A 22,885-nucleotide genomic window follows, 5' to 3' on the forward strand; every position below is an offset into this window, starting at 1 on the left:
AGTTTCTGTGAAACACAAAAAGAAGGTTTCTATAATCACAGCATTGACTTTATCTGCATCGTTATTACTGGCTGCGTGCAGCTCTGAAGAAGGGTCCAGCAAACCGGCAGGAGATAATGGCTCCAAAGAAAAGCTGGAAGATAAAGTGGTGATTTATTCTCCGCATGGAAAAGATATTTTAACAGAATTTGAGAAGCAGTTTGAAGCGAAACATAACGTCGATGTGGAATGGCTTGATATGGGTTCACAGGAAGTTCTTGACCGTGTCCGTTCCGAGAAGAACAATCCTCAGGCAGACGTCTGGTGGGGAGCTCCATCCGTCATGTTTGACCAGGCTAAGGACGAAGGACTTTTACAGCCGTATGAACCGTCTTACGCGGGAGCATTGGCGGATAATTTCCATGAAGCTGAGTGGCACTGGTCAGGAACAAGCCAGACGCCTGAAGTCATCATGTACAACAGCAAGGAACTGACAAAGGAAGAGGCGCCTAAGGATTGGGATGATTTGCTTGATCCAAAATGGAAGGATGAAATCATCATCCGTTATCCGCTTGCTTCCGGTACGATGAGAACCATTTTCTCAGCGATGATCTACCGTGATTTCAAAGATTCTCAGGATCCTGCAAAAGGATACGAATGGCTTGAAAAGCTGGATGCCAATACGAAGGAATACTCAGCTAACCCAGAAATGATGTACAACAAGGTTGCCAAGGGCGAAGGTTCTGTGTCTGTCTGGGCAATGCCGGATGTCGTCATGCTGAAGGAGAACAAGAACTATCCATTTGAGTTCATCGTTCCTGAAAGCGGAACTCCAGTCTTGACAGAAGGGATCGCGATCGTGAAGGATGCGCCTCACCAGAAGGCTGCTGAAGCATTTTATGAATTCGTTAATACACCAGAAGCAGCAAAGCTTTTAGCAGAAAAATACTACCGCATCCCTACTCGTGATGATGTGAAGGATCTTCCTAAGTGGATCACGGAAACAGAAATCAAGCCAATGGATATTGACTGGAAGGTCTTCCAGGACAATAGCGATGCGTGGATGAAGTATTGGGATGAAAACATTAAGAGTGGAGACAAAGAAATCAAAGAATAGGAAGTGTACGGTATGGCGTCGATAAAAATAGAAAATGTCCAAAAAGCCTTCGGAAAAGTAGTGGCAGTGGATCATTTGAATCTTGATATCAAGGATGGAGAATTCTTCACCTTCCTGGGGCCTAGCGGCTGCGGAAAGACGACAACGCTTCGGATGATTGCTGGGTTCTATTATCCTACCAAGGGTGTAGTGCGATTTGGCGATAAAGATATGACGCGTGTACCTCCTGAAAAAAGAAATACGGGCATGGTTTTTCAAAACTATGCCCTTTTTCCTCATATGACGGTCTTTGAAAATGTTGCATTCGGTTTGAAGGTAAGAAAGATTGCCTCAAGTGAAGTGAAAGCAAGGGTACACGATGTGCTCCTTAAAGTAAGGCTCGGGCAATACGCCGACCGTCAGGTGAGTCAGTTGAGTGGAGGTCAGCAGCAGCGCGTGGCTCTTGCCAGGGCATTGGTGATCGAACCTGAAATCCTGTTGCTTGATGAGCCGTTGAGTAATCTGGATGCGAGGCTGCGCGATGAAATGCGTGCAGAAATTCTGAGGCTGCAAAAAGAGTATAAGATTACCACGATTTATGTTACCCATGATCAGGCTGAGGCGCTGTCGATGAGTGACAGGATCGCTGTCTTCAATTTCGGTGTTTGCCATCAGGTCGGAACGCCTTCAGAAATCTATAATGAGCCGGCCAATGACTTTGTAGCCAGTTTCATAGGAGAAATCAATCTTCTTCCTGTAAAAGTGGAGCAGGTTGAAGACGACCTCGTAACTGTCTCTGCTGGTGAAAACCAATTTGTTGTACATAATACGCCTTTTAATTTCAAAAGGGAAACCGAAAAAAGTGAATTGTCCCTTTCAGTTCGTCCAGAGTCCGTCAAGATTCTTGATGCACGGGCAGACAGGCATAATGTATTTAAAGGAAAGGTTGAACAAGTGCAGTTCTTCGGCACGATCATCAATCTGGCAGTAAGGGTCAATGACCTGCTGCTTGAGGTGAATGTGCTGAATCATGTTTCCGCAAATCTGAAACCGGGAGCGGAAGTCTGGGTTGAACTTCCTGCCGACCAAATCAGGCTGATCCCGGTATTGAACGGTGAGGCGCCATGATGAAGAATCGCGACAACCGGCTGACGATATATTTACTGATTCCCGTGCTGCTTGTTTTGATTGCTTACGTGCTGTATCCATCATTGAGGACCGTTCTGGAGAGTTTGCAAAAAGAGGGCGGTTTCACATTTGGCAACTATCAGGACTTTTTTACCCAAGAATCGAAAACGAACCTGGAAGCGTTATGGAATTCAGTGTATATCTCCGTCCTGAGTGTGCTTGTCAGTGCGGCAATCGGGATTCCGCTGGCGTTCATTTTTAACCGATATGACTTCCCAGGCAGAGGCTTCTTCGCAACGGCTGCAATCATGCCAATTGTCCTGCCATCATTGGTAGGGGTCATGGCGTTCATGTTCCTTTATGGGGAAACCGGACTTGTGCCAAATGCGATCAAGGACTTGTTCGGACTTGAAAAAGTTCCTTTTAAAATTGGCGGGATTTCAGGCATCCTGATTGTCCACGCTTATACTATGTATGTTTATTTTTACATGACCGTCTCATCGGCAATCCATAAAATTGACCCTTCGCTTGAAGAATCTGCATACAATCTTGGCGCAAGCCGATTCCAGGTTTTCCGGAAGGTGACTTTCCCGTTATTGACTCCGGCCATCGTTGCCGCGTCATTGTTAGTTTTCATGATTTCGATGGCCTCCTTCAGTGCGCCATTTTTGCTGGCGGGCGGATTCCGGGTGCTGAGTCTGCAGATTTATTTTTCCAAGATTAATGGAGACATGGAGGTCGCTGCGACTCAATCTGTCATCCTGTCGATTGTATCGATTTCATTCTTGCTTTTCATGCGCTGGTACCAGAACCGGAAAGACTACCGGATGGCGACGAAGGGGATTGGAGCGCATCGCAGTGAAGTGAACAATCCGGTGCTCAAGTGGACGATGGTGTTCGCTGGGGTAATCGGCGTCATCATCTTGCTGCTGCCGCACTTCACGATTCTGCTGTTGTCCCTTGTTCCGGATGGAACCTGGACATGGCAGACATACCCTTCGGTGTTCAATTTTGAAAACTACCGCCTGCTGATGGAAGACCCGAACATTTTTAAGCCTTTGAAAAATAGTTTGATCATGTCATTCATTGCCACCGCTGGAAATCTCGTCTTCGGTGTGCTGGCTTCGTATTTGCTGGTTAAGAGGAAGTTTGTCGGCAAAAGCTTTGTTGATATTCTCGTAATGATTCCCTGGGCCTTGCCGGCAACGGTCATCGGGATGAACTTGATCATTGCTTTTAATGAACCGAATGTTTTCTCGTTTGGAAATATCCTTGTTGGGACGTTCTGGATTTTGCCGCTTGCTTATTTTATCAGGCATATTCCATTGGTCGTACGCTCGACGAACGCTGTACTGGAGCAGCTCGATGATTCGATCGAGGAAGCATCCAGGAGCCTTGGAGCGAAATGGTTCTATACTTTCAGGAAGGTCATTTTGCCTATCATCATGCCTGGTGTGCTTTCAGGAACCTTGCTGGCGTTTGTAGAGTCTGTTGGTGAATTCCCGACATCGGTGTTATTGTACACGATCTCGAACAGACCGATTTCCATTGAAATCATGAACCAGCTGCGGATGTTCAATATGGGCCAGGCAGCTGCATATGGGATGATCCAGATTACCCTGATTGCGGTCGTTCTGCTCATTTCCAATAAATTCTTCGGGGTTAAGGCGGAACAGTCGCTATCGTAATGCTGGATTAACAGCATAATCATAGAATCGGAGATGAAAATATGAACAAGCTAGAAGAATTTATCAAGACAGAAGGAGCTGCTTTTCCCGGAAAGACGTATGTTGAGGCACTGTTGAAGCCTGTCTTTAATGACCAGCGGGATTATTTGTTCCATGTCATGTTTGATATCCACCGGGCGCATGTGATTATGCTAGCTGAACAGGGGATTATCGAAAAAGATGAAGCGAAAGTGATGCTTAAAGGGATTAATAAGGTTGCCGTAACTGATGTCGGGCAGCTGAATTATGAACCGCAGTTCGAGGATTTATTTTTCATGATGGAAGCGAAGATCGGCGAGGAAATTGGTGCCGAGCTTGCCGGCAAGATTCATATCGGCCGCAGCAGGAATGATATGGGAGTCGCGATGTACCGCCTCGTGCTAAGGGAGCATCTAGTCAATTTGCTGGCAAGTGCCTATCAATTGAGCGAGGCATTGCTGGAGCGGGCCGAAAACCATACGGATACGATCATTACAGGCTATACGCACACGCAGCCGGCACAGCCGACCACTTTGGGCCATTACTTCCTGGCAATCTATGATGTTTTGGGACGTGATATTCAGAGGCTGTGGGCGGCTTATCGAACCGTCAATCAGTCCCCGCTTGGAGCTGCCGCTCTGACGACTACTGGATTCCCTATCAGCCGTGAACGGACTCGTAACTTGCTCGGCTTTGACCGGATTGTTGAGAATTCCTATGACTCGATCGGCGGCGGGGACTATTTGCTTGAAACTGCTTCGGCACTGATGACAAGCATGGTGAATACTGGCCGCTGGATCCAGGACTTCCTTCAGCATGTCACCAGGGAATTTGGTTCTTTTTACGTCGCTGATCCTTATGTGCAATGCAGCAGCATCATGCCGCAAAAGCGCAATCCGGTTTCCATTGAGCATTCACGTTCAATTGCCAGCAGCGCCTATGGTGACGCGCTTGCTGCCTTCAATATGGTGCACAACACACCGTTCGGCGATATCGTTGATACAGAAGACGACCTTCAGCCGCATCTATACCGTGCTTTCAATAACGCCAACCGCGTATGGAAGCTAATGTACGCGGTGATTGCGACGCTGAAGGTGAACGGAGAGCACACGAAAGAAATGGCGAAGAAGTCCAGCATCACGATTACTGAATTGGCGGATACGCTGGCCCGTGATTATGGCGTTCCATTCAGGAAAGCCCACTCAATCGCAAGCTTCATTTCCAAAGAAACCATCAAGGAAAGAAAAGAACTGTACGAGTGGGAAGTGGAGGCAATTAACGCTGTCATTGCCCAATTCGTCAACGTCTCATTGACAGAAGAAGAATGGCAGAAGATCATCTCGCCAGAATACTTCATAGAAATCCGCGATTTGCAGGGAGGGCCAAGCCCGAAAGAGGTTAAGCGGATGATCGGGGAAAGGAAGCAAAAACTAGGTAAAGACCTGGGAGAGTACTCGGAAACGGTGCGTATACTGGATGAAAAGAGGAAAGAGCTGGTTGAGTTTTGTTTTTAAGGAAGCATGGAGGCATTGGGACGTACCCTTTGCTTCCTTTTTTATTATCAACAGGTACCTGACATCGTACAAAATTAGTCAGATTTGTTAGTGAAGTAGTTATTTAGTTCTATTTTTGTGATATGTAAAGGTAATGTTTTACATTTTCAAAGTGTATTCTCTATAATATTTAGTAAGTTTGTTATAAGTAACTGAGTCCTTGGGAGGTGGTTAATTTGTCTTTGATTAAACTCCATTTAGAGCATATAAAGAGCACCAATAGTGGCCTTGTACGGCAATTGAATGATCTGGATCATATTGGGGGAGGAGTAAGATCTATACAAAACTCTATTGACCCCAGAATTAAAAGCCGTAGGCAGATAGGAGCCAGAATTACACAGGCGGTAGGAAAGGGAAATAAAATTGAGGGTGATTTATCGGGATTAAAATCCTTTATAGAAAACTCAGTTGAATTATATGTTAATGCTGAGAGAAGAGTTAATTTGCATCATTTAAATGATATTGCTACAAAAGTAAGTGGAAAAGGCAGTAAGCAAAAGAAAGCCATTGAAGATTCCATTTTCGAGTTTCTTGAGAAGTATGGAAATACTGCGGTTTATTCTCAAAGTGCGATTGCAACTCTACTTATTTTAGGGAAACAAATCCGCATACAGGAAAAGATAGGCCATCGCGGAAGAGCAGTAATCCATACAGCTAATTGGATAAAGGGCAAGGGGAACAATGAGTTTTTTAAAAAACTCGCCAGAAGAATGGACCAATCCATAAGGAACCCGGGAAGGGTTATGAAGACGCTGATGACAGCCGATAGACTTTTGGAAAAAGTGACGAGAGCCCAGATGATCGGGATTTCAAAGGCCAAAAGTTTTCCACATTTCTTGAAGGCTGTTATAACGGGCATCGATGATGGTGTCCATGGTATTGAAACATCAAAAATCCCAAGAATGATTGCGAAAAGAGTTTATGCCATTGATGCAGTATTTAATACTGCTCAGGAAGGTGTAGGCCTATATAGGGAACACCAGAAAGGGACATTAGATGGTAAGGATGTAGCAGTAGCAGCCTCTAACGTAATCATTAAATCCAGTGCAACAGCTGCTGGAGCTATAATTGGAGGCACTGTTGGTGCGTTACTAGGTCCTGGTGGTGCAGCAGTTGGATCATTTATGGGTGGATCTGGCGGCATTTGGCTAGGAGATAAGGTAGCCGGTTTTTCGGAAAAGGTCATTCGTGAGGGCCCTAGTGAAGCAATAAAGGATGTTGGTAACAGCGCCAAGAATAAATTAGATAAAGGATTCAATTGGGCAAAGGACTTATTCAAATAGGGGGGATAGCTATTGAAGCGACAGGAATTCATACTATCATCAGAAGAGCTTAGTTTTGCTCTTGCATTATGCCAGTTTGACGGAATAGCATCTTCCATCTTGAAAGAAAGTGTGGGGGACGTAACAGAAGAAGGTATTGAGTTAATTTTCCAAACAGCCTCGAGGAGCTTATTTACCAAAGGAATTTTATTAAGCCTTGATGAAGAGAATCCAAATAAGGCGTTTATAAATGGCTTCAGTGAATTATTGGAGGGTCTGGCAACATCCAATAATATGTTCAGGGCTTATAATGAAAATGAAAATGGCAAGTTCGTCCTTACTGCTCACAGAAGCAGAAATGGTCTAATCTTTCACATAGTATCGAACCAAATCATCCATGTTTTAAGTGAAGTGAGTCAGGAAGAATTAATAGAGGAAATTACGGCTTTTTTCCAACCGCAGTTTAAAACCTGGGATTCCATTCAATTTTCGGTTAACGAAAAGGACTTTGAAGAATTCATGCAATCGGTCAAGTTAAAAACATTAATTATTGTTGACAGTAATGCTAATCAATTTTTGAATGATTTTCATGAAAATAAAGGGAATTTGGTTAACTTTTCTCTAATTCGAACGGAAGACGATGGAATTACCCACTTCCTGGAAGTTGTTATGCTGCTTTCAGGGAAAGATCGTATATGGGCGCTCAAGGAAGAGGCAGATGGCAGTGAAATAAATATTAATATTAAAACTCTGGATAAAATGAAATGGCAACAACTATTAGAATCAGTTTTATCTCAATTGACAACCAGTAAAATATCTTGAAAGTCTAAGGTGAAAATATGAAAAAAGTAAACTATCGAACCTCTACCATTATTGGCCGCTTATTGGTTTGTGCACTCTTTATTCTATCTGGAGCAGCCCTGATTCTCGCAAGTATCTATTTAGAGGCTCCTACTGTCAGGAAAGTTTTTTCTGTAGCAGCTGGTATTCTTGGAATTTTGTTTTTTGGCAGGATGGCAATAATGCTCATCATCCTTTTATTCAAAAATAAAAATATGTTCAGTTACGATCAGGAAAATATTACAGTAAGGGATAAAACAATCAAAATTGATTCTATTAAAAGTGTAGAACAAGAGAATGATATCCAAACTGGTTATTTAGGAATTAAAACTCCAGCCTTCATTCTGAATATAAAGGGCGGGGAACCTATTTACATACCAACTTATTATGTGATCTCAAAGAAAGACTATCCAATAATACACAAAACCTTAAAAGCAATCGTCAGTGACCGGACCAAAAGATAGGGAAGCATGTTGCTTCCTTTTTTCAATTCAACAAATTAAAGTGTTGCCAGCATAGTCAACTATGGCTTTAAGGATCGCTTATAGGAAAGACTGTATTCCTAAGATCGTAATATAGTAAACCCAAAAATCTTCCTAAATCAAATTAGAAAAGTAACTGCCATGGTCCTTCTGCCATTCCCTTATTGTGTTATACTATTGAATAAATGGAATAAAATTGGAAACAAGTACCTTCTAATATAGACTCTTATCCTTGCGGTGATGACTTCATATAGAGAAATGGGGGAGATTATATTGAAGAAAATACTAACAATCTTGATGATTGTCCTTGGTTTAGTTATTGCATTCGGTTACGGCACCTATAAAATACTGGATAACGCTAATAACTATCAAGAAGATAATCAGGATAGTGAAGCCACTGCGGTTGCTTCACCTGAGGATAAAAGTTCACCTTATGCCACAGAACGTGAAGAATATGAGGAGCAAACAAAAAATATCGGTGGACAAATCTTTGAACTGGAACTGACGGATGCCACGACTGAAGATGAAATCATCGACATCATGCACAAGATGACTCATCAGAAAGTGAAGGCAGAAGACAAGTGGGGAGCTATTCCAATGTCGGAAGACACGGTATCACAAATCCTTGAGTTCCTGGATAAATCAAATTTTGTGACAAAGGAAGACCTTAAGGAAATAGCAGAAAAATGGAAAAAAGGGAATTTTCAAAGTGTTGATCAAGACCACAACTACTTCTGGCAATGGCAAGGGGGAACAGTCGGTAGAGCTTACGGAATCATGACTTCCGCAGAAGAAGAAGAATTCATTAAGAATAATTTTTAAGGAAGACTGGGGGGCTCCTTTGTACTTCCTTTTTTGTTTTTGAAGAACCAATGGATATTAAAATGTATACTCAGTTTGCTTCCTATGCTCTTTTAACTCAATTTCATTAAGCATTTCAGCTGATTATCTCCTCCTTCCTTTGGCTAGGCTGTTGGTGAAGAAGGTGATTGGAATGCTGGATTTTCAATTGATATTTGGACTGGACAAGCTAATGCATTTCATTGGTTTTACAGTAGCTTCATTACTAATAGGTGTATTTATTTTAATGATTTTAGAACCTAGGGGTGTCAAACACCAGTTAAAAGTTGTTTGGTTTTCCGTGGTGATGATTGGGATCATTGAGGAATACCGACAATTCCCGGACCCAGGCAGGAGTACAGAGTTTCTGGAGGCGGCGGCGAATATTGCAGGGGTTAGTATGGGAATTGGGATTACGCTGGGCATTACTTATTTTATTACTAATAAAAATAGAGTTTTTTTAAGGGTATTTCGTTTATATCCTATGCTGCTGATGTTGCTGTTAGTGGGCTTACTTTACCTGAATGAGAGGCCATTTTTAAAAATGGATGTCTCTTTCCAAGAACGAGTGAGAAGCCTCGCAACGCTAGCAGGCTTTTAGTTTGGAGTGCATCAAAAAGCGGAGGAATGAATCCTCCGCTTTTTTCTCAATTCTCTTATAAACTCGGTAAATAAGCAGTTTGCGGGATGTTATCATATTCAGCCGCGTCCAGTTCCTCCACCGAACCATCTACGACTCCGTTAATGATCCCGTACAATCCAGTCTCGACTGCTTTGACCAGTTGTCCTTTTTTCTTTTGTCCTAACGAGTGCGATTGGCCTCTTACCTCAAAAAGGACTGTACCGCTTCCATTTAATGCGAAGCTTCCAAGAGCTGTTCCAGGAAGGTCAAGGTTTTGTTGATATAACGTAATATTGTTGAATGGAGAGTTTTCACCAAGTGCCTGGAGGGCATTGTAGGCAGCAAGATTTAGCTGCTTGGAGTATTCCAGATCATAGTTATCCTTGTACTCTGCGTACTTAGCGCCTTCTGCTGTGTTCGGATTTGGAACGAAATCTGCTGAAAGGGACATGGTGACAAGATCGTCAGTTCCTTCAACATAATATTGTCCTTGATGGTGGAGGTCTACGAAAACATCTATTTTCCCGAACTCCGCCTGAAGCTTTTTATATACATCGCGGACAGTTTGTGATTCAGGAGTGATGTACCATCCCGGATCGCTTGAGGTGCCAGGGAAATCTTCTGCCTGTGGTACATAATTCAGGTCAGGGTTGAAATCCCGGTTCACGTCAAATCCAGGCCTGCCGTTGTAATCCCTGTCTTGGAGTATCCGGTTATTATAATAATTCCATGAAGGACCTGCTGCATCGGCAAGCTGAGGGAAATCCTCCACGACCTCTTCCCAAGACATATCATTGCCGCGGCGATCCAATTCTGAGGCATCAGGATTCATTTTTGGCAAAGTGACCAGAGTGATTTCCTCGCGAATTTTTTGTGCTTCTGGCGAATTGCTGGAGCCAAGATATTGAAGCATGCTTAGCAAAGCTTCAGTCCCAGTGTTCTCATTCCCATGGATCTCACTTTCAATCAGAACAACTCTATCACCGGTCCCGACTCTTGCTTGATAGATATCCCGTCCTTTATTCGATTGCCCAACAACCTCCAGAGTAACTTTACCCTGGCTGTTCGCTTCGATTTGCTGCAGGCGTTTGACCATCTCAGCATAGTCGGTATAACCATTCACTGAATAAACCTGATTTTCGTTGTAAAGGTTTCCGTTTGGCGAATTTGTTGCTAGTGCTGGTGAGGCTAGAGCCGTACACAATGCTAATACACTTAGTCCAGTGATTACTTTATTGTTCTTCATAATCCTATCACTCCTGTAAAAGTAGTTTCCTAGCTATCTTAAATAAGTTTAATAGGGAAATGTTGCTGTAATTTGTCGAATATTTCGATTTGCGAAATAAATGAGAGGAAGGGACTAGGCTGGATTGGCTTGTTAGTAGTTTTGATATAGAAACAAGAGAGATAGCAGTTATTTCTATTTACCTGGTTTTTGAATAGGAAGAAAGGGTCAACAGGGGAATTGAGGAAGAGGGGAAACCCCATATGATTCCAATAACTCGATAGCGTAAGTAAGGTTGCCGAATGTTTACAACCAAAATTCGCAATCCATATAGGTTAATTCACAGAATTAGGAAATTGCTCTTGTTCTACATTGCTGAGTATAGGAATAAAAAAGAGTAAACCACGCTGGTTTACTCTGGTGATAAAAATATTAATATATTGATGCCATGGTAGTTGCATTTCACTTTTTGCTCTCTATTAAGTCTGCTACGAGAATATACCGTTCTGGAGCGTCTCCGATGTAATCAAAAGGGTAGCAAGTACTGACGGTAAGGGTAGGTCTTGGTTTCGGGACAATGACAGTTCTGTCATCTGCATCCACTATTCTCACCTTACGCACCTTGTAGGTGAAGGTTCCGGCTTCTGTGGTCACTTGAAGTAAGTCGCCTCTTCCTACATCACCAAGCTTTCGAAAGACAGTATCACGGTGTCCTGAAAGGACTGAATTGTCTCTTTCGCCAGGCAACACGCTGCCTGCAAAGTGTCCTACTCCTTTTTCCAGCTCGTCCTCATCCGTTCCATGATAGATTGGCAAATTAGCATCAATCGTTGGAATCGAAAGGTTGCCCATCATTTCCCCTAATTTAGGTCGATCGGGATACAGTTCGGCTTTTCTTGGTTTCTTATCCTTCAATCCATTTGGAGCCTCTGAAGACATTACTGTATTTGTATCTCCTGTCTTAAATAAAAGATATCCTTTCATGAACTTATAGGCATTCGACCCGCTGAACCAAACGCCAATAACTATAATGCCAACAGATAAGGAAAGAAGAACCAAATTCCTGGTTCTCCTTTTTCTCTTCTTAATATTAGACACGGCTCATCTTCACTTTCCTGAATACGAGCACACCTAGCAGGATTGTGCCGAGACCAGCCAGTGAATTTTGAAGGTAGTCAGAAGCAGTGTTTGGCAGCTTTCCTCCATTCACAGTTCTAACAGGAGCATTTGCGGGAACCTTATCAATAGCTTGCTTTACTTCTTTTGCAACTTTTTTTGTATCCTTAAGATTTTTGCCTGTCTCTTCTACAAAGTCAGAGCCAAACATTTCTTTTGTCACGATCATGTCTGCTAAAAACTCGCCAGACTTAGAATAAATTTTAATTAATAAATCTGAGCCCTTAATATCATCCATTTGTATCAAGTTTGCGAAGGAGATAGGAGTAGATTTTCCATCTTTCGCTAAATAATATTCAACCTTGATATTCATTAGATTAAGCAACTCATCCCAAATATCTATAAACTCCGCAATTTGCTCTGCAGTTAACTCTGAAGCACTATCAAACTCGGGGAACGCCATCAAGCGGTTGCCGATGTCTTCCATGGATATCATGAATTGTTCTTCGTTAAAATTTGGATCCTCCATTAATGAGATGAAGTAGTCCGTTAATTTTTCAGCTTCATCAATGGTAAGGCCAATAGAATCCATTACCTGAATAAGCTCATCCTCAGCATCGGAAAGGTAGTAGGATGCAATGGCAAGTTGCAGGTCTTCGATATACGTATAGTTTTCAACTGAATCATCGTAATTTTTTAAGAATGACTCAAGCTCTTCGACTGAGCTGAATTCAAATTCTTCAAGGAGGGTCTGAAGGTTTTCATCCGTGATCAGAGTTTGTTCCTCAGGGAAAAGCCAGTTTGAGACATCATAATAAAGATCTCCGATAAATATATATTGTTCTAAAGTTTTTCCGTTCACTAAAAGCAGTTCGTTTAATTCTTTTTCTGTTAGTTCCATTTCATTGAGCAACTCTTGAAGATTTTTATCATCTACCATAGGCCCTAAATATACCTTTATTTCTTCAAGTGTTTCGAATTCTTCAAGCACAGACTCATGAGGTACAGCGTTTAAATAAGAGGTGAACTGTTCCTCCGTCATGCCAATTTCTTTAAGATAGTTTTGGAATTCTGAACTCTTTGGATCGACCGCAGCAAAAGCAGCTAATGGCAAAGTACCCAGTGATAACGCAACAGCTAATAATATGGATAAGACCCTCTTCAAATTGATGCTTCCTCCTACATTTTCAAATAGATTTCAAGAATAGTTTAACTACTTTCTAATATAGTGGATAGTGGAATAAAATGGATGAGGTTAAGGTTGCAGTTCTACTAAATAATTTCTATATCATTAGTCCTGGATACTTTCGGCAGGATAAGAACCTTTCAAACCTTATCATGAAAAGGGTACAGCGTATGATCGATCACTCTACCAATAAAAAAAGCCCAGCAACCATACCAGGTTTGCTGGGCATTAAACTCTTTAGTTCGCCAAATTGATGATACGGCCTTCTACTGTTGGACTTACAGTGCGGCCTTCTTGTGCATTCACATATTCAGTGAAGATTTCCCAGTCGACGAAACCTGGCTCACTGACACGGCCTTCACTATAAGCCTTTCCGAAGACGTCGTATCCATCTCCGCCTTTTGCAGTAAACGTATTTGTCGCGACAGTATACATTTTGCCAGGATCGATAGTGACGTAGTTGACACCATCTTCTTTTACCTCAATGGATTTTACACGCTGGCCAGCTGGAAGGGAGCTCTCGTAAGTGAACTTTAAGCCTGATACCTGCAGGAAGCCACCGAATGCAGTTGGGGCATCCTTAACGCTATGCTCCAACGCTTCTTTAATTTCAGCACCAGTAAGCTGCATGATTCCTAAAGAATTGCCAAAGGGCATGACTTCAAGTACTTTCGCCATGGTAATGTCTCCGGCGTTAACTGATGTTCGGATACCACCGCCGTTTTGGACTGCGATTACTGTAGCCGGATTGATGGTTTTCGCTTTTGCGAGCATTCCATCTGTAATCAGGTTGCCAAGGTTTGTTTCACCTGTTCTTGCGGCAGGGTTTCCGCCAACTAAATTAACAGTTGTAGATCCGATTACTGTCTTTTTCATCTCATCCACTGCAGGTTTATATTTCTTGTTAAGGATTTCTGCAGCTTTTGCATCCTCTGTAAAATTGTTAACATCGAGTAATTCACCCGCATACTCGATAACCCGGCCATTTTTATTAAATTTAACATCCAGAGTACCAAGGAATTTTCCATACTCATTTGCCTGGACAATGACAGTAGGTTCCTTGCCAGCCTCTACAAATACTGGTTCACTTAATTTAACATGTGTGTGACCGCCGACAATGACATCAATGCCTTCTACTTCTTCAGCAAGAGTCAGGTCATTGTCCCCGCCGCCGTCATTCAGACCGATATGAGTAAGGGCAATGATTTTATTGATTCCCTGTTCTTCAAAAGCTTTAACCGCTTCTCTGGCTTCATTGAGATAATCAGTGAACTCGACACCTTCGCCAGGGCTGGAGATGTCCATTGTTTCAGCAGTAGTAAGACCGAAGATCCCAATCTTCTCTCCATTAACCTCTTTAACGATACCTTTATAGACTTCACCGTCATTTGCTTTCGCCGAGAACTCGTTATTCGCAAGCATATTCATATTCTGATCGTTTTCAAAGTTTACGTTTGCGCTGATCAATGGGAATTCCGCATCTTTTACGAAGTTTGCTAGAGTAGCTGTACCTTTATCAAATTCATGGTTTCCGAATGTCATGGCATCATAGCCTGCCAGATTCATGAACTCTAAATCAGCTAGTCCCAAATACTCGTTAAAATAAAGAGTTCCTGAGAAAACATCGCCAGCATCCAATAATAATGTATTTGCATTCTCTTTACGTACCTGATTAATCGCTGAAATCCTTTTTGCGACAGTGTCCAGGTGGGCGTGCGTATCATTGGTATGCATGAGCGTTAACTCATAAGGCTTGCCAGGTTTCACGCCCTTCATGTTAGCCGATACAGCAGGCACCGCAATAGATGTCAAAAGAGCCGCAGAAGCAGCTATTGATAAAAACTTACGGTAAAAATTGGTACGGTAGTTCATTAACATTTTCCTCCTTGTCAAACTAAAGTGATCTTGCTAGTAAACTAATTACCATTGTTAAAAAACTTGATTCTATCAAATTAATTATATTAAAGAGTGAATAAATTGAAAACTCTTATTTTAGTTTAAAAGACCTAAGGATAAGGTTGGGGTGGATGAATACATGGAGCTCTGTGAAATTTATATTTCAATAAGGGGAAAGACTCAGTTTTTTTATGAAGGGTTTTCCAATAATCTGGCGAATTATTCTGACATATAGAGAGAATGTTGGGGGAAAATGATGAAAAAGATAAGGAAATTAGTTAAGTTAGGCATTTTGTTGACTGTATTCCTAAGTGGGTGCTCAGGAAGGATTCAAGAGGAAAAGGTGGTCATGGCAGAGAGCAAAGAGATAATTAAGACTGATTTTACTGAAACGAAGTTACCAGTAATTAAAGACTTTATGCCTAATATGAATTTTGTATCACAAAGCAACATGCAAACTCACATCGTATTGCATTTCATAAGTAATGCGGCGAACAATCCCGAGAACCCCTATGATTATGAAGATATCAAGAAAATCTTAATTGATTACAATGTTGCTCCCCATTATATGATTGATCGAAAAGGGGAAATCTATTTCCTGCTTCCGGAAACCCGGGCTGCCCGTCATTCAGGCAAGGGGAAAATTGAGGGATATACAGATTATGATGATCATTTAAATGAATACTCAATCGGCATTGAGTTAATGGCTATCGGAACCGAGGCCGAAATGCAACAGATTATGTCGTCTGAGCATTACAAAAAGATACCTGCAGAACATATAGGCTATACAGAAGCACAATATAAAGCTCTTAATTTATTGATAGATGATATATTGGCTAGAAACAAAAGGATAAAAAGAGACAGGGTGCACATTATCGGTCATGATGAATACGCACCAGACCGTAAAACAGATCCTGGAGATTTGTTTAATTGGGACAAGATTTTCTTAACTGCAGAATAGCTAATTAGTAAGTCCATTTTTGTATTCCAGGTAAGCTGCCTAGCGATTCATTGAAACATTTGTTTAACAAAGTGTGACCTTATTGTTCTGTATGTAATAAACAATTCATTTAGGCTCTAATACCACTGAGTATTACATCGACCCAACGCAGCCCTCTGTCCAAAGAAGCTGCGTTTTTCTCTTTCAAAATCTTATCTTCTTACATCCTTCATTTAAAATCCCAATACTGCAGCTTATCGTTATGACTTCGCTCTTCTTTTTAATACAGTATCGGACGATGTCGCTTTACTGACTGTTCTCTCAAAGCTTCATAGTCTTCACTGGATTTCTAATAGTATTTTCTACCCAAATCAGTTCTAATTTTGTCGAAATTATTTCGCTACTCAAATAATTCATGCTATAATCCGTTTTGTAAGCGTTTACTAAAATTAACTAATTTTACATAAATAATTTAGTAAAATTTTACGAAATTAGTAGCGCTTTTTAAAATCCAGGGGAGGGTATTTATGAATAAAAAGAAATTCTTTTCATGGTTGTCAGTTGCTATTTTGCTATGTTCATTGATTCCGTCAAGTGTTGTGGCATTTGATGGTGAATCCGGTGAAAATGGCAAGCTTGATTTGTCGGGAGATTGGTTATTTACCCTCGGAGATAATGTCGAGGAATTTTCTAAACCTGATTATGATCACTCGAATTGGAATTCCTTAAAACCTGGTACAGGCTTTTTGAGCGGTGCGGATTTCCCGGAGAATTCCTTTGCCTGGTACCGTACAAAGTTCGTCGTTCCAAAAGACTTTTCTAAGGACGCATTGACACTTGCCCTTGGCAAAATAGACGATGCCGATGAGGTGTACCTGAACGGCAAGCTTCTTGCTTCGACTGGTTTTAAGGAGGGGAAGTTCAATCAATCCTTCTGGTCGCAAAGCAGAGAGTACGAGCTTCATGCATCAAGCCTTAAGTATGGAAAAGAAAATGTGTTAGCTGTAAGGGTTTATAATGCCGGCGGGGGCGGAGGGATCTATGAAGGCCCATTGGGTATTTTCAGTGAAACTGCGCTGAGAGAAGAAAAAGGGCTTCCTAACGTACTTGCTGGGAAAGAGGAAACAAAGCAGCTGCTGAACTTTGTGAAGACTCAAAAGCGTTTCCTTGAAACGAAGAAGTTTGACTCGTATATTGAAACTTTTTCAGAGACCTATTTCCATGATGGATATGACAAAGAGAGACAGCTTAAGCTTGTGACTAGCTGGTATGATCAACATGATGTGATTAAACAAAAGGATGACCGGGCAGTAGTTTTTAAAGATGGAAATACGTATATATTATCCACTCATCGAACGATATCTGGAATGAAAGATGACCAGGCAGTGACAATCATTGATGAAAAACAGGAACGCTTTTTTACTAAAAAAGATGGAAAGTTTTACGAAGTTGGAAATCAAAGCAGATTCTATCAGGATTCTTACTACTCAAAATCGTTCCAAAAGGACATGGATTACCGGGTTTATCTGCCAGACGGGTATCTGCAGTCCAAAGAACATTATCCTGTTGTATACCTTTTACATCAGTACGGAAGCTCGAGTCAGCAATATGAAGTTGATCAGCTGAATCAAAAACTCGATAAGTGGATGGAAGAAGGCAAAATGCAGAAAATGATTGTCGTTATGCCTGATACCTCCGGAAATAGCTGGTATGTCAACAAGCAGAATGAGCCATGGGAAGACTTGATCACCAAGGATTTTGTACCTCATGTCGACAGCATGTACCGAACGATTGATGAGCCAGATTTCCGCGGTATTTCAGGAGTATCGATGGGTGGATTTGGCGCCTATGTAATCGGCCTGAACCATCCTGAAATTTTCCAGTCGATTGCCAGCCATATGGGAGCATTGAGCTACGAATTTGAAGGACAGAATCCTCTTAAGTTGATTAAGAGTTTAAATGAAAAAGAGGCGGAACCAAATGCCACAATCACAAAGCTGAAACAGTTCTCCTTCTATCTTGATGGCGGTACTGAGGATGCTTTAACATCCAGGACAAATTCAACGAATGATATTCATAAATATTTTAGGAAATATAATATTCCGCACCAGTACAGCACACGTGCGGGCGGCCATAACAGTGAATTTTATTTAGCATCGATGGATAAATCCTTTGCGATGCACAGCAGCCATTTTACAAAATCACTGGCCAGCGGTGGTTTGAAGGTTAGCCCTCAAGCTGTAAGCAGTAATGAGACCAAGGTGACGGCACAATATGAAGTATCAGTCAGTGAGGATATTGAGCTGTATTCAGGGGAAAGTGCCCATATTCCTATGAATATATCTCTGCGGGTACAGGATTCGGAAGGAAAGCGAGTTTATAAAGAAAGTAAAGATCTCCCCGGAGTAGAGGCAAAAGATTATAATGGAGAGTTTTCAATTCCGGCGGATCAATTAAAAGGATCGCAGAATTATACAGTAAAACTATCACTTTCCCTTCTTGGCAAAGCAATCGATATCTCCAGCAGGCCGCTGATTATGGTCAGCCCAGTCATCAATGCTGATGGCGAGGCGCATTTTGACCTGCTTGGTGATTGGAAGTTCAAGCTTGATAACGATGCGAATAACCCGATAGATGGGAATTCAGCAGATATAAGTGGATGGCCTGTAGTTCAGCCGGGACTGGAATGGTGGAAAAACGGGTTCGGAGGATATGAAGAGATCCAAAGTTATAACGGTGCAGCATGGTATGTAAGGGAATTTACACTGCCAGAGGAATTCCCGGCAAGTGGTTTAACGCTGTTAGGCGGGAAGATTGATGATGCAGATGAAATCTTTATTAACGGCCAATTAGTGGGCCGCACAGGAATGGAAAATGGGCAGTTTAAGCAATCTCATTGGGCAGAGCTTAGAGAATATAAAATTGCTGATTCCGTTTTAAAACCTGGTGAGACAAATAAGATTGCGATTAAAATTTTTGATAACAGCGGCGATGGAGGTTTATACTCCGGGCCAATTGGGATTTATTCCGAAAAATCCCTGCGGAAAGCCAAGGGTCTTCCATATGAAAAGCCTGCTGCAGATGTCGGGCAGCAAGTTAAGGACCTTTTTACAAAACAAATAGCTTCTTTGAACAAAAAGGATATTGAAGGATTTAGTGAAACGATATCGGAGGATTATTTCCATGATGGGGAAACAAAGGCGGACCTTGTCAGCCGTATACAGGAATGGTTTGCTAACGGTGAGGTAATTGCGGAAGCTAATCTTGTCCAGGCATATATGGACGGAGAGAAAATTCTGCTAGAGGGCAACCTGGTGGTAAAAACCAGAAATGCTGATGGATCTACCGAGACTTTATCGGATGAAAGCCTGGCTAACTATTTTACCGTTGAAAATGGCGCCGTTCTGGAGACGGGAAACCAGAAGAGATTCTTCGTTGACAGCTACTATTCTCAAAGTCTTGGAAAAGAAAAAACAGCCCGTGTGTATTTGCCTGAAGGCTATGAAAATAGCGATAAGCAGTATCCAGTTGTTTATCTGCTGCATCAATTCCAAAGTGACAGCTCCGCGTTCGAACTGGATAAGGTTGACCAGATCCTTGACCAGGCGATTGCCGGAAACGAACTAGATGAAATGATTGTCGTCATGCCTGATTCTGACGGGATGAGCTGGTGGGTCAACCAGGGAAACGGCGGCCAGTGGATGGATATGGTCACAAAGGATTTGGTCCCTTATATTGACCAAACCTACAGAACTATTGCTGATAAGGAACATCGCGGAATATCCGGCGTTTCCATGGGCGGTTTTGGAGCTTATGTAATCGGCATGCAAAATACGGATATGTTTACATCCTTCGCCAGCCATATGGGCGCTTTAAGCGGCGTCGTCGAAGGTCAGAATCCAATTCAGCTTGTAAAGGCTGCTGATCCAGCAAAGCTTCGTGAATTATCGTTCTACTTTGATAGTGGAGACCAGGATTTCTATAAATTTGACATCCCGGCTATTGACCTGCATCACTACTTAAAATCAGTAGATGTACCGCACGAGTTCGAAATCAGAAGCGGAAACCACAACAGCGAATTCTACACGGGATCAATAGTAAAGTCATTTAAGCATCATAGTGAACATTTTAAAAAGTAAAGAATGTTCTATTAATGAGTAAACCAACCAACCATCTATTTTTAAGATGGATGGTTGGTTTACAAATGAGTTTGAAACTATCAAAAGATTACTGTGTTTACCTGGTTGCTCTGTTTTATGTTTTCCTGAATTAGAAGTTGTCTCCTCATATTGCGATACAATTTGTTCGGATAAGTTATTTTTCTGTAAAATTGGGTAAATTGTAACTAACAAACAAACCCAAACAGAAAGCAGGGATGGATGATGAACAATGAAAAGAATTCTAACTCTTTTAAACAAGAACTGAACTTGAATATGTACATGGACGCCATTCATGATACTGATAATACTGAGTTGATACTCGTACGAGATAAAACCAGATATACCGACGGTGCAAACAAAATTATCCAAAAGGTACAGAATGAGTTCCTGAAGAAAAGAAGGGAAAAAGAAATTGATTTGGCTCTTGAAAACAAGGATAAAGAGAGATTCATGGAACTGACTTCGGATAACTGGAAGGATGCTTTGTAAAGTGAAATTGATTAATATATGGTTTATATAAAAAGCCTGAAACCAAGAAAATTTGTGGTTTCAGGCTTTTGTTTTGACGATAGTTATCCTACTCCAGCGATTGCTGTTTCTTCATTTATTAACCATAAAAAGACGACCGGTTTTTTCATTTTGCTCATATAATTTGATATTTCGCCAATAAGGCTGTGAAAATCGCCAATAAAATGTTTTCTAAGCAGGACACTAATCTTTATTAATCAACAATCTCAACCATTTGATCCTTAAGCTTCTTTTTAGCCCCATTCCTCCACTGTTTTACCGCTGATATAGATACATGCTCTTTTTCAGCTATTTCCCTTATAGATAGAAAATCAAGGCAAGTGTAGATGACCCACTTTGTTTCTTTTTCAGTGAGATCCTGGCAATAGCTAAGCAGAAACTCGAGTTCAAGCGGTTGTTCCACGTTTGTTTCTTCAACCGTCTCCCAATATTCCTCCTTAGGATGAATACTCCGTTCTTCAAACCGGTTATTTCGGTTCATTTCATTTAAGATTTGCCCTTTTACATATGAATAGGCAAAGTTGGTGAATTCGCCCTTTTGAGGATTGAAAGCTTCTGCTGCTTCCCAAAGTCCAACGAGACCAATATGAAAGTAGTCTTCTTTATTTTTATAAATATGGAGAGAACGGATAATTTTGTGAATCATTGGCTCATATTGATTTGCCAATTGTTCAAAGTCTTCCATTTTGCAATCCTTTCGGGATCGCGCGCGTTCCAATGTATTCCCGGGTAGCTTTACCATACTCCTGGATATGGATCATGAACCAATCACGAAAATTGAATTATGGCAGGGAAAATTGATAGAAAACACAAAAAAGATGCTTCAAAAATGAATTTTCAAGGCCAGTTTTCTAAAGTGTGTGATAATTAGGTGCTAATGCGCTAGCGGGGACTTAATGAATTGTGAAAGTTTTTAGACAATCACCGATAAATTTTTTTGCTGGGATGTTAATGGTATGGGGATAGGAGTAAAGTTGCGAAATCTCTCAAAAGGAGTCATTAAACAGAAAAAAACGGACCTAAAAACAGGTCCGCAGAAAAGTATATTATACTAATAAAATAAATTTTTAGCAATATTGCATAAGCACTAGATGGGATAGCATATGAAAATACAGATTTACATTCTAATACCTTTATAAATATAATTATACCTATAGGGGTTTTATCCAACACCAAGAATATTAACACAAACGACCCTGTTAACAAGACAGGAGGTTATGATGTGTAAGGATAAAATAAGTCCCCAGGAATAAGTCGGGTGGACCATCCTGTGGACAGGTGTGTTGGGTATGCCAACTCTGTTAGTATACCTTCTTTGTCGAAGAATGCAATACATAGGAGGGCTAAAGATGAGCCTATTGGATGATTACAGGATTAATCAAGAAACAGTGTTGCTGACAGGAGAGTATAACGAATACGGAAAGCTTTGTACCAGAGTGATTGAAGCTGAGAAAACCTTTCTTGTCAATATGAGGCCTATTGAAGTGATCAATAAGACGTTGCTCGGTTTAGGGTCTGACTTTCATGCTGGCCGGAAAAGCGCGAGAGAAATATTGGGGGATATAAAAATGTGCCCCATAAAAATTAATTGTACTCTGGGGATATGGCTATTTCCGACTAAATCTTACAATGATGATTTTTGCATCTGGTTTTCCCTTGAACATGTACAAAAAACGAAACCAATTGGGATACGAAAAACAGAAGTATATTTAAGCTATAATCACACATTTACAGTTAATATAAAGCAATCTACCTTCAATGACCGAAAACAAAAAGCAAAGGACCTGCGCGAAGAAATGCTGAAAAATTCCAAGGGCGTGCTAACCTTCTACGTTGAACCTGCAAAGGGTCTGGTGATTTGTGAAGGAGAAGGGATAAACAGGTATCAAATAAGAAAGTAATACAATGTAAACATCCATTTTTTTGAGTGGATGTTTTTTTATTTACTGTCAGTGGTTTGATTTGACTATTATAATTTATGTATAGGATATTATTTATTAATTACCTTATTTTACTAATTGCAAGAAACTTTTTTACGAGAAAAAAAGGGACTTAGTATTTTAAGGTTTACAGCAGAAGGATGAACTTAATTGGAGGAAATAATATATTATCTCGACGCCGCTATTGTGATGTGGTGTATCTCTCAAATCGCTTTTAGCTTTACAATCCTCGTGGCGGGTCATTCTATGATGGAATACTCTGAGGGGGGGAACATATTAACAACCCGTAACAAGATACCAGAAAATCATTAATTTCATCATGGCGTTTACAATAGGAGCAGGTCCGTTCTTTTATAAGAGACTTCTTAAGCACCCTGGTGGAAAAG

General features: G+C 41.2%; 18 protein-coding genes. 13 read left to right on the top strand and 5 right to left on the bottom strand.

All coding sequences use genetic code 11. The features are described from left to right. The first annotated feature begins 7 nt into the window (after positions 1-7). The 9 genes from B5X77_RS06935 (at position 8) to B5X77_RS06975 (ending at position 9,487) form a co-directional block, all read left to right on the top strand. The gene (locus B5X77_RS06935) at positions 8-1,096 is read left to right on the top strand and encodes an extracellular solute-binding protein (RefSeq protein ID WP_079506494.1); all 1,089 of its coding nucleotides are present in this window, start codon (positions 8-10) and stop codon (positions 1,094-1,096) included. A 12-nt stretch (positions 1,097-1,108) separates the two neighbouring features. Beyond that, positions 1,109-2,203 carry an ABC transporter ATP-binding protein gene (locus B5X77_RS06940; RefSeq protein ID WP_079506496.1) on the top strand — a complete coding sequence of 365 codons (1,095 nt, stop codon included), beginning with the start codon at positions 1,109-1,111 and terminating at the stop codon, positions 2,201-2,203. Further along, positions 2,200-3,891, top strand: a complete 1,692-nt coding sequence (locus tag B5X77_RS06945) for an ABC transporter permease (protein ID WP_079506498.1) — start codon at positions 2,200-2,202, stop codon at positions 3,889-3,891. Before B5X77_RS06940 ends, B5X77_RS06945 begins: the two co-directional genes overlap by 4 nt. A gap of 41 nt (positions 3,892-3,932) precedes the next feature. Next, positions 3,933-5,423 (top strand): argininosuccinate lyase, encoded by a 1,491-nt coding sequence (gene argH, locus B5X77_RS06950; RefSeq protein ID WP_079506500.1) that lies wholly within the window; start codon positions 3,933-3,935, stop codon positions 5,421-5,423. 215 nt (positions 5,424-5,638) lie between these two features. Then, positions 5,639-6,745: a hypothetical protein gene (locus B5X77_RS06955; RefSeq protein WP_079506502.1), complete on the top strand. Its 1,107-nt coding sequence runs from the start codon at positions 5,639-5,641 to the stop codon at positions 6,743-6,745. 12 nt (positions 6,746-6,757) lie between these two features. Next, positions 6,758-7,546, top strand: coding sequence for a hypothetical protein (locus B5X77_RS06960; protein WP_079506504.1), 789 nt, complete (start codon positions 6,758-6,760; stop codon positions 7,544-7,546). Between the two features lie 17 nt (positions 7,547-7,563). Further along, positions 7,564-8,028 (top strand): DUF5381 family protein, encoded by a 465-nt coding sequence (locus tag B5X77_RS06965; RefSeq protein ID WP_079506506.1) that lies wholly within the window; start codon positions 7,564-7,566, stop codon positions 8,026-8,028. Positions 8,029-8,319: 291 nt separating this feature from the next. Then, on the top strand, positions 8,320-8,868 hold the full coding sequence (locus B5X77_RS06970; protein WP_257391745.1) for a DUF6241 domain-containing protein: 549 nt from the start codon (positions 8,320-8,322) through the stop codon (positions 8,866-8,868). Between the two features lie 172 nt (positions 8,869-9,040). Further along, positions 9,041-9,487, top strand: a complete 447-nt coding sequence (locus B5X77_RS06975) for a VanZ family protein (RefSeq protein ID WP_079506508.1) — start codon at positions 9,041-9,043, stop codon at positions 9,485-9,487. 55 nt (positions 9,488-9,542) lie between these two features. Here B5X77_RS06975 and B5X77_RS06980 read toward each other — a convergent pair whose 3' ends face one another. From B5X77_RS06980 to B5X77_RS07000, 4 genes are all read right to left on the bottom strand, one after another. Beyond that, positions 9,543-10,754: a M14 family zinc carboxypeptidase gene (locus tag B5X77_RS06980; RefSeq protein WP_079506510.1), complete on the bottom strand. Its 1,212-nt coding sequence runs from the start codon at positions 10,752-10,754 to the stop codon at positions 9,543-9,545. Between the two features lie 441 nt (positions 10,755-11,195). Further along, positions 11,196-11,792, bottom strand: coding sequence for a class D sortase (locus B5X77_RS06985; protein ID WP_373887802.1), 597 nt, complete (start codon positions 11,790-11,792; stop codon positions 11,196-11,198). 31 nt (positions 11,793-11,823) lie between these two features. After that, positions 11,824-13,014: a processed acidic surface protein gene (locus B5X77_RS06990; protein WP_079506512.1), complete on the bottom strand. Its 1,191-nt coding sequence runs from the start codon at positions 13,012-13,014 to the stop codon at positions 11,824-11,826. A gap of 258 nt (positions 13,015-13,272) precedes the next feature. Further along, a complete protein-coding gene (locus tag B5X77_RS07000; RefSeq protein WP_257391746.1) occupies positions 13,273-14,907 on the bottom strand; it encodes a bifunctional metallophosphatase/5'-nucleotidase in 1,635 nt (544 codons plus the stop codon). A 373-nt stretch (positions 14,908-15,280) separates the two neighbouring features. Between B5X77_RS07000 and B5X77_RS07005 the strand changes: the two genes are divergently transcribed. The 3 genes from B5X77_RS07005 to B5X77_RS07015 all read left to right on the top strand — a co-directional run bounded on the left by B5X77_RS07005 (position 15,281) and on the right by B5X77_RS07015 (position 20,520). After that, positions 15,281-15,892 (top strand): N-acetylmuramoyl-L-alanine amidase, encoded by a 612-nt coding sequence (locus tag B5X77_RS07005; RefSeq protein WP_176167252.1) that lies wholly within the window; start codon positions 15,281-15,283, stop codon positions 15,890-15,892. A gap of 506 nt (positions 15,893-16,398) precedes the next feature. Then, entirely contained in the window at positions 16,399-20,010 is a 3,612-nt protein-coding gene (locus B5X77_RS07010) for an alpha/beta hydrolase-fold protein (protein WP_079506520.1), read from the top strand. 240 nt (positions 20,011-20,250) lie between these two features. Then, complete coding sequence (locus B5X77_RS07015) at positions 20,251-20,520, top strand: IDEAL domain-containing protein (RefSeq protein ID WP_079506522.1); 270 nt, start codon at positions 20,251-20,253, stop codon at positions 20,518-20,520. Positions 20,521-20,752: 232 nt separating this feature from the next. Here the strand turns inward: B5X77_RS07015 and B5X77_RS07020 are convergent, their stop codons facing one another. After that, positions 20,753-21,244 (bottom strand): sigma-70 family RNA polymerase sigma factor, encoded by a 492-nt coding sequence (locus B5X77_RS07020; RefSeq protein ID WP_079506524.1) that lies wholly within the window; start codon positions 21,242-21,244, stop codon positions 20,753-20,755. Between the two features lie 664 nt (positions 21,245-21,908). Here B5X77_RS07020 and B5X77_RS07025 point away from each other — a divergent pair. Then, on the top strand, positions 21,909-22,460 hold the full coding sequence (locus B5X77_RS07025) for a competence protein ComK (RefSeq protein ID WP_176167253.1): 552 nt from the start codon (positions 21,909-21,911) through the stop codon (positions 22,458-22,460). Positions 22,461-22,885 lie beyond the last annotated feature (425 nt).

It is taken from the genome of Mesobacillus jeotgali (genome assembly GCF_900166585.1).
Classification (GTDB): Bacteria; Bacillota; Bacilli; order Bacillales; family Cytobacillaceae; genus Mesobacillus; species Mesobacillus jeotgali_A.

Bases quoted from the DNA above. Each gene is read 5' to 3' on its own strand.
- B5X77_RS06940 (WP_079506496.1), top strand. From the start codon at position 1,109: ATGGCGTCGATAAAAATAGAAAATGTCCAAAAAGCCTTCGGAAAAGTA.
- B5X77_RS06945 (WP_079506498.1), top strand. From the start codon at position 2,200: ATGATGAAGAATCGCGACAACCGGCTGACGATATATTTACTGATTCCC.
- argH (WP_079506500.1), top strand. From the start codon at position 3,933: ATGAACAAGCTAGAAGAATTTATCAAGACAGAAGGAGCTGCTTTTCCC.
- B5X77_RS06965 (WP_079506506.1), top strand. From the start codon at position 7,564: ATGAAAAAAGTAAACTATCGAACCTCTACCATTATTGGCCGCTTATTG.
- B5X77_RS06975 (WP_079506508.1), top strand. From the start codon at position 9,041: ATGCTGGATTTTCAATTGATATTTGGACTGGACAAGCTAATGCATTTC.
- B5X77_RS06980 (WP_079506510.1), bottom strand. From the start codon at position 10,754: ATGAAGAACAATAAAGTAATCACTGGACTAAGTGTATTAGCATTGTGT.
- B5X77_RS07000 (WP_257391746.1), bottom strand. From the start codon at position 14,907: ATGAACTACCGTACCAATTTTTACCGTAAGTTTTTATCAATAGCTGCT.
- B5X77_RS07005 (WP_176167252.1), top strand. From the start codon at position 15,281: ATGGCAGAGAGCAAAGAGATAATTAAGACTGATTTTACTGAAACGAAG.
- B5X77_RS07010 (WP_079506520.1), top strand. From the start codon at position 16,399: ATGAATAAAAAGAAATTCTTTTCATGGTTGTCAGTTGCTATTTTGCTA.
- B5X77_RS07015 (WP_079506522.1), top strand. From the start codon at position 20,251: ATGATGAACAATGAAAAGAATTCTAACTCTTTTAAACAAGAACTGAAC.
- B5X77_RS07020 (WP_079506524.1), bottom strand. From the start codon at position 21,244: ATGGAAGACTTTGAACAATTGGCAAATCAATATGAGCCAATGATTCAC.
- B5X77_RS07025 (WP_176167253.1), top strand. From the start codon at position 21,909: ATGAGCCTATTGGATGATTACAGGATTAATCAAGAAACAGTGTTGCTG.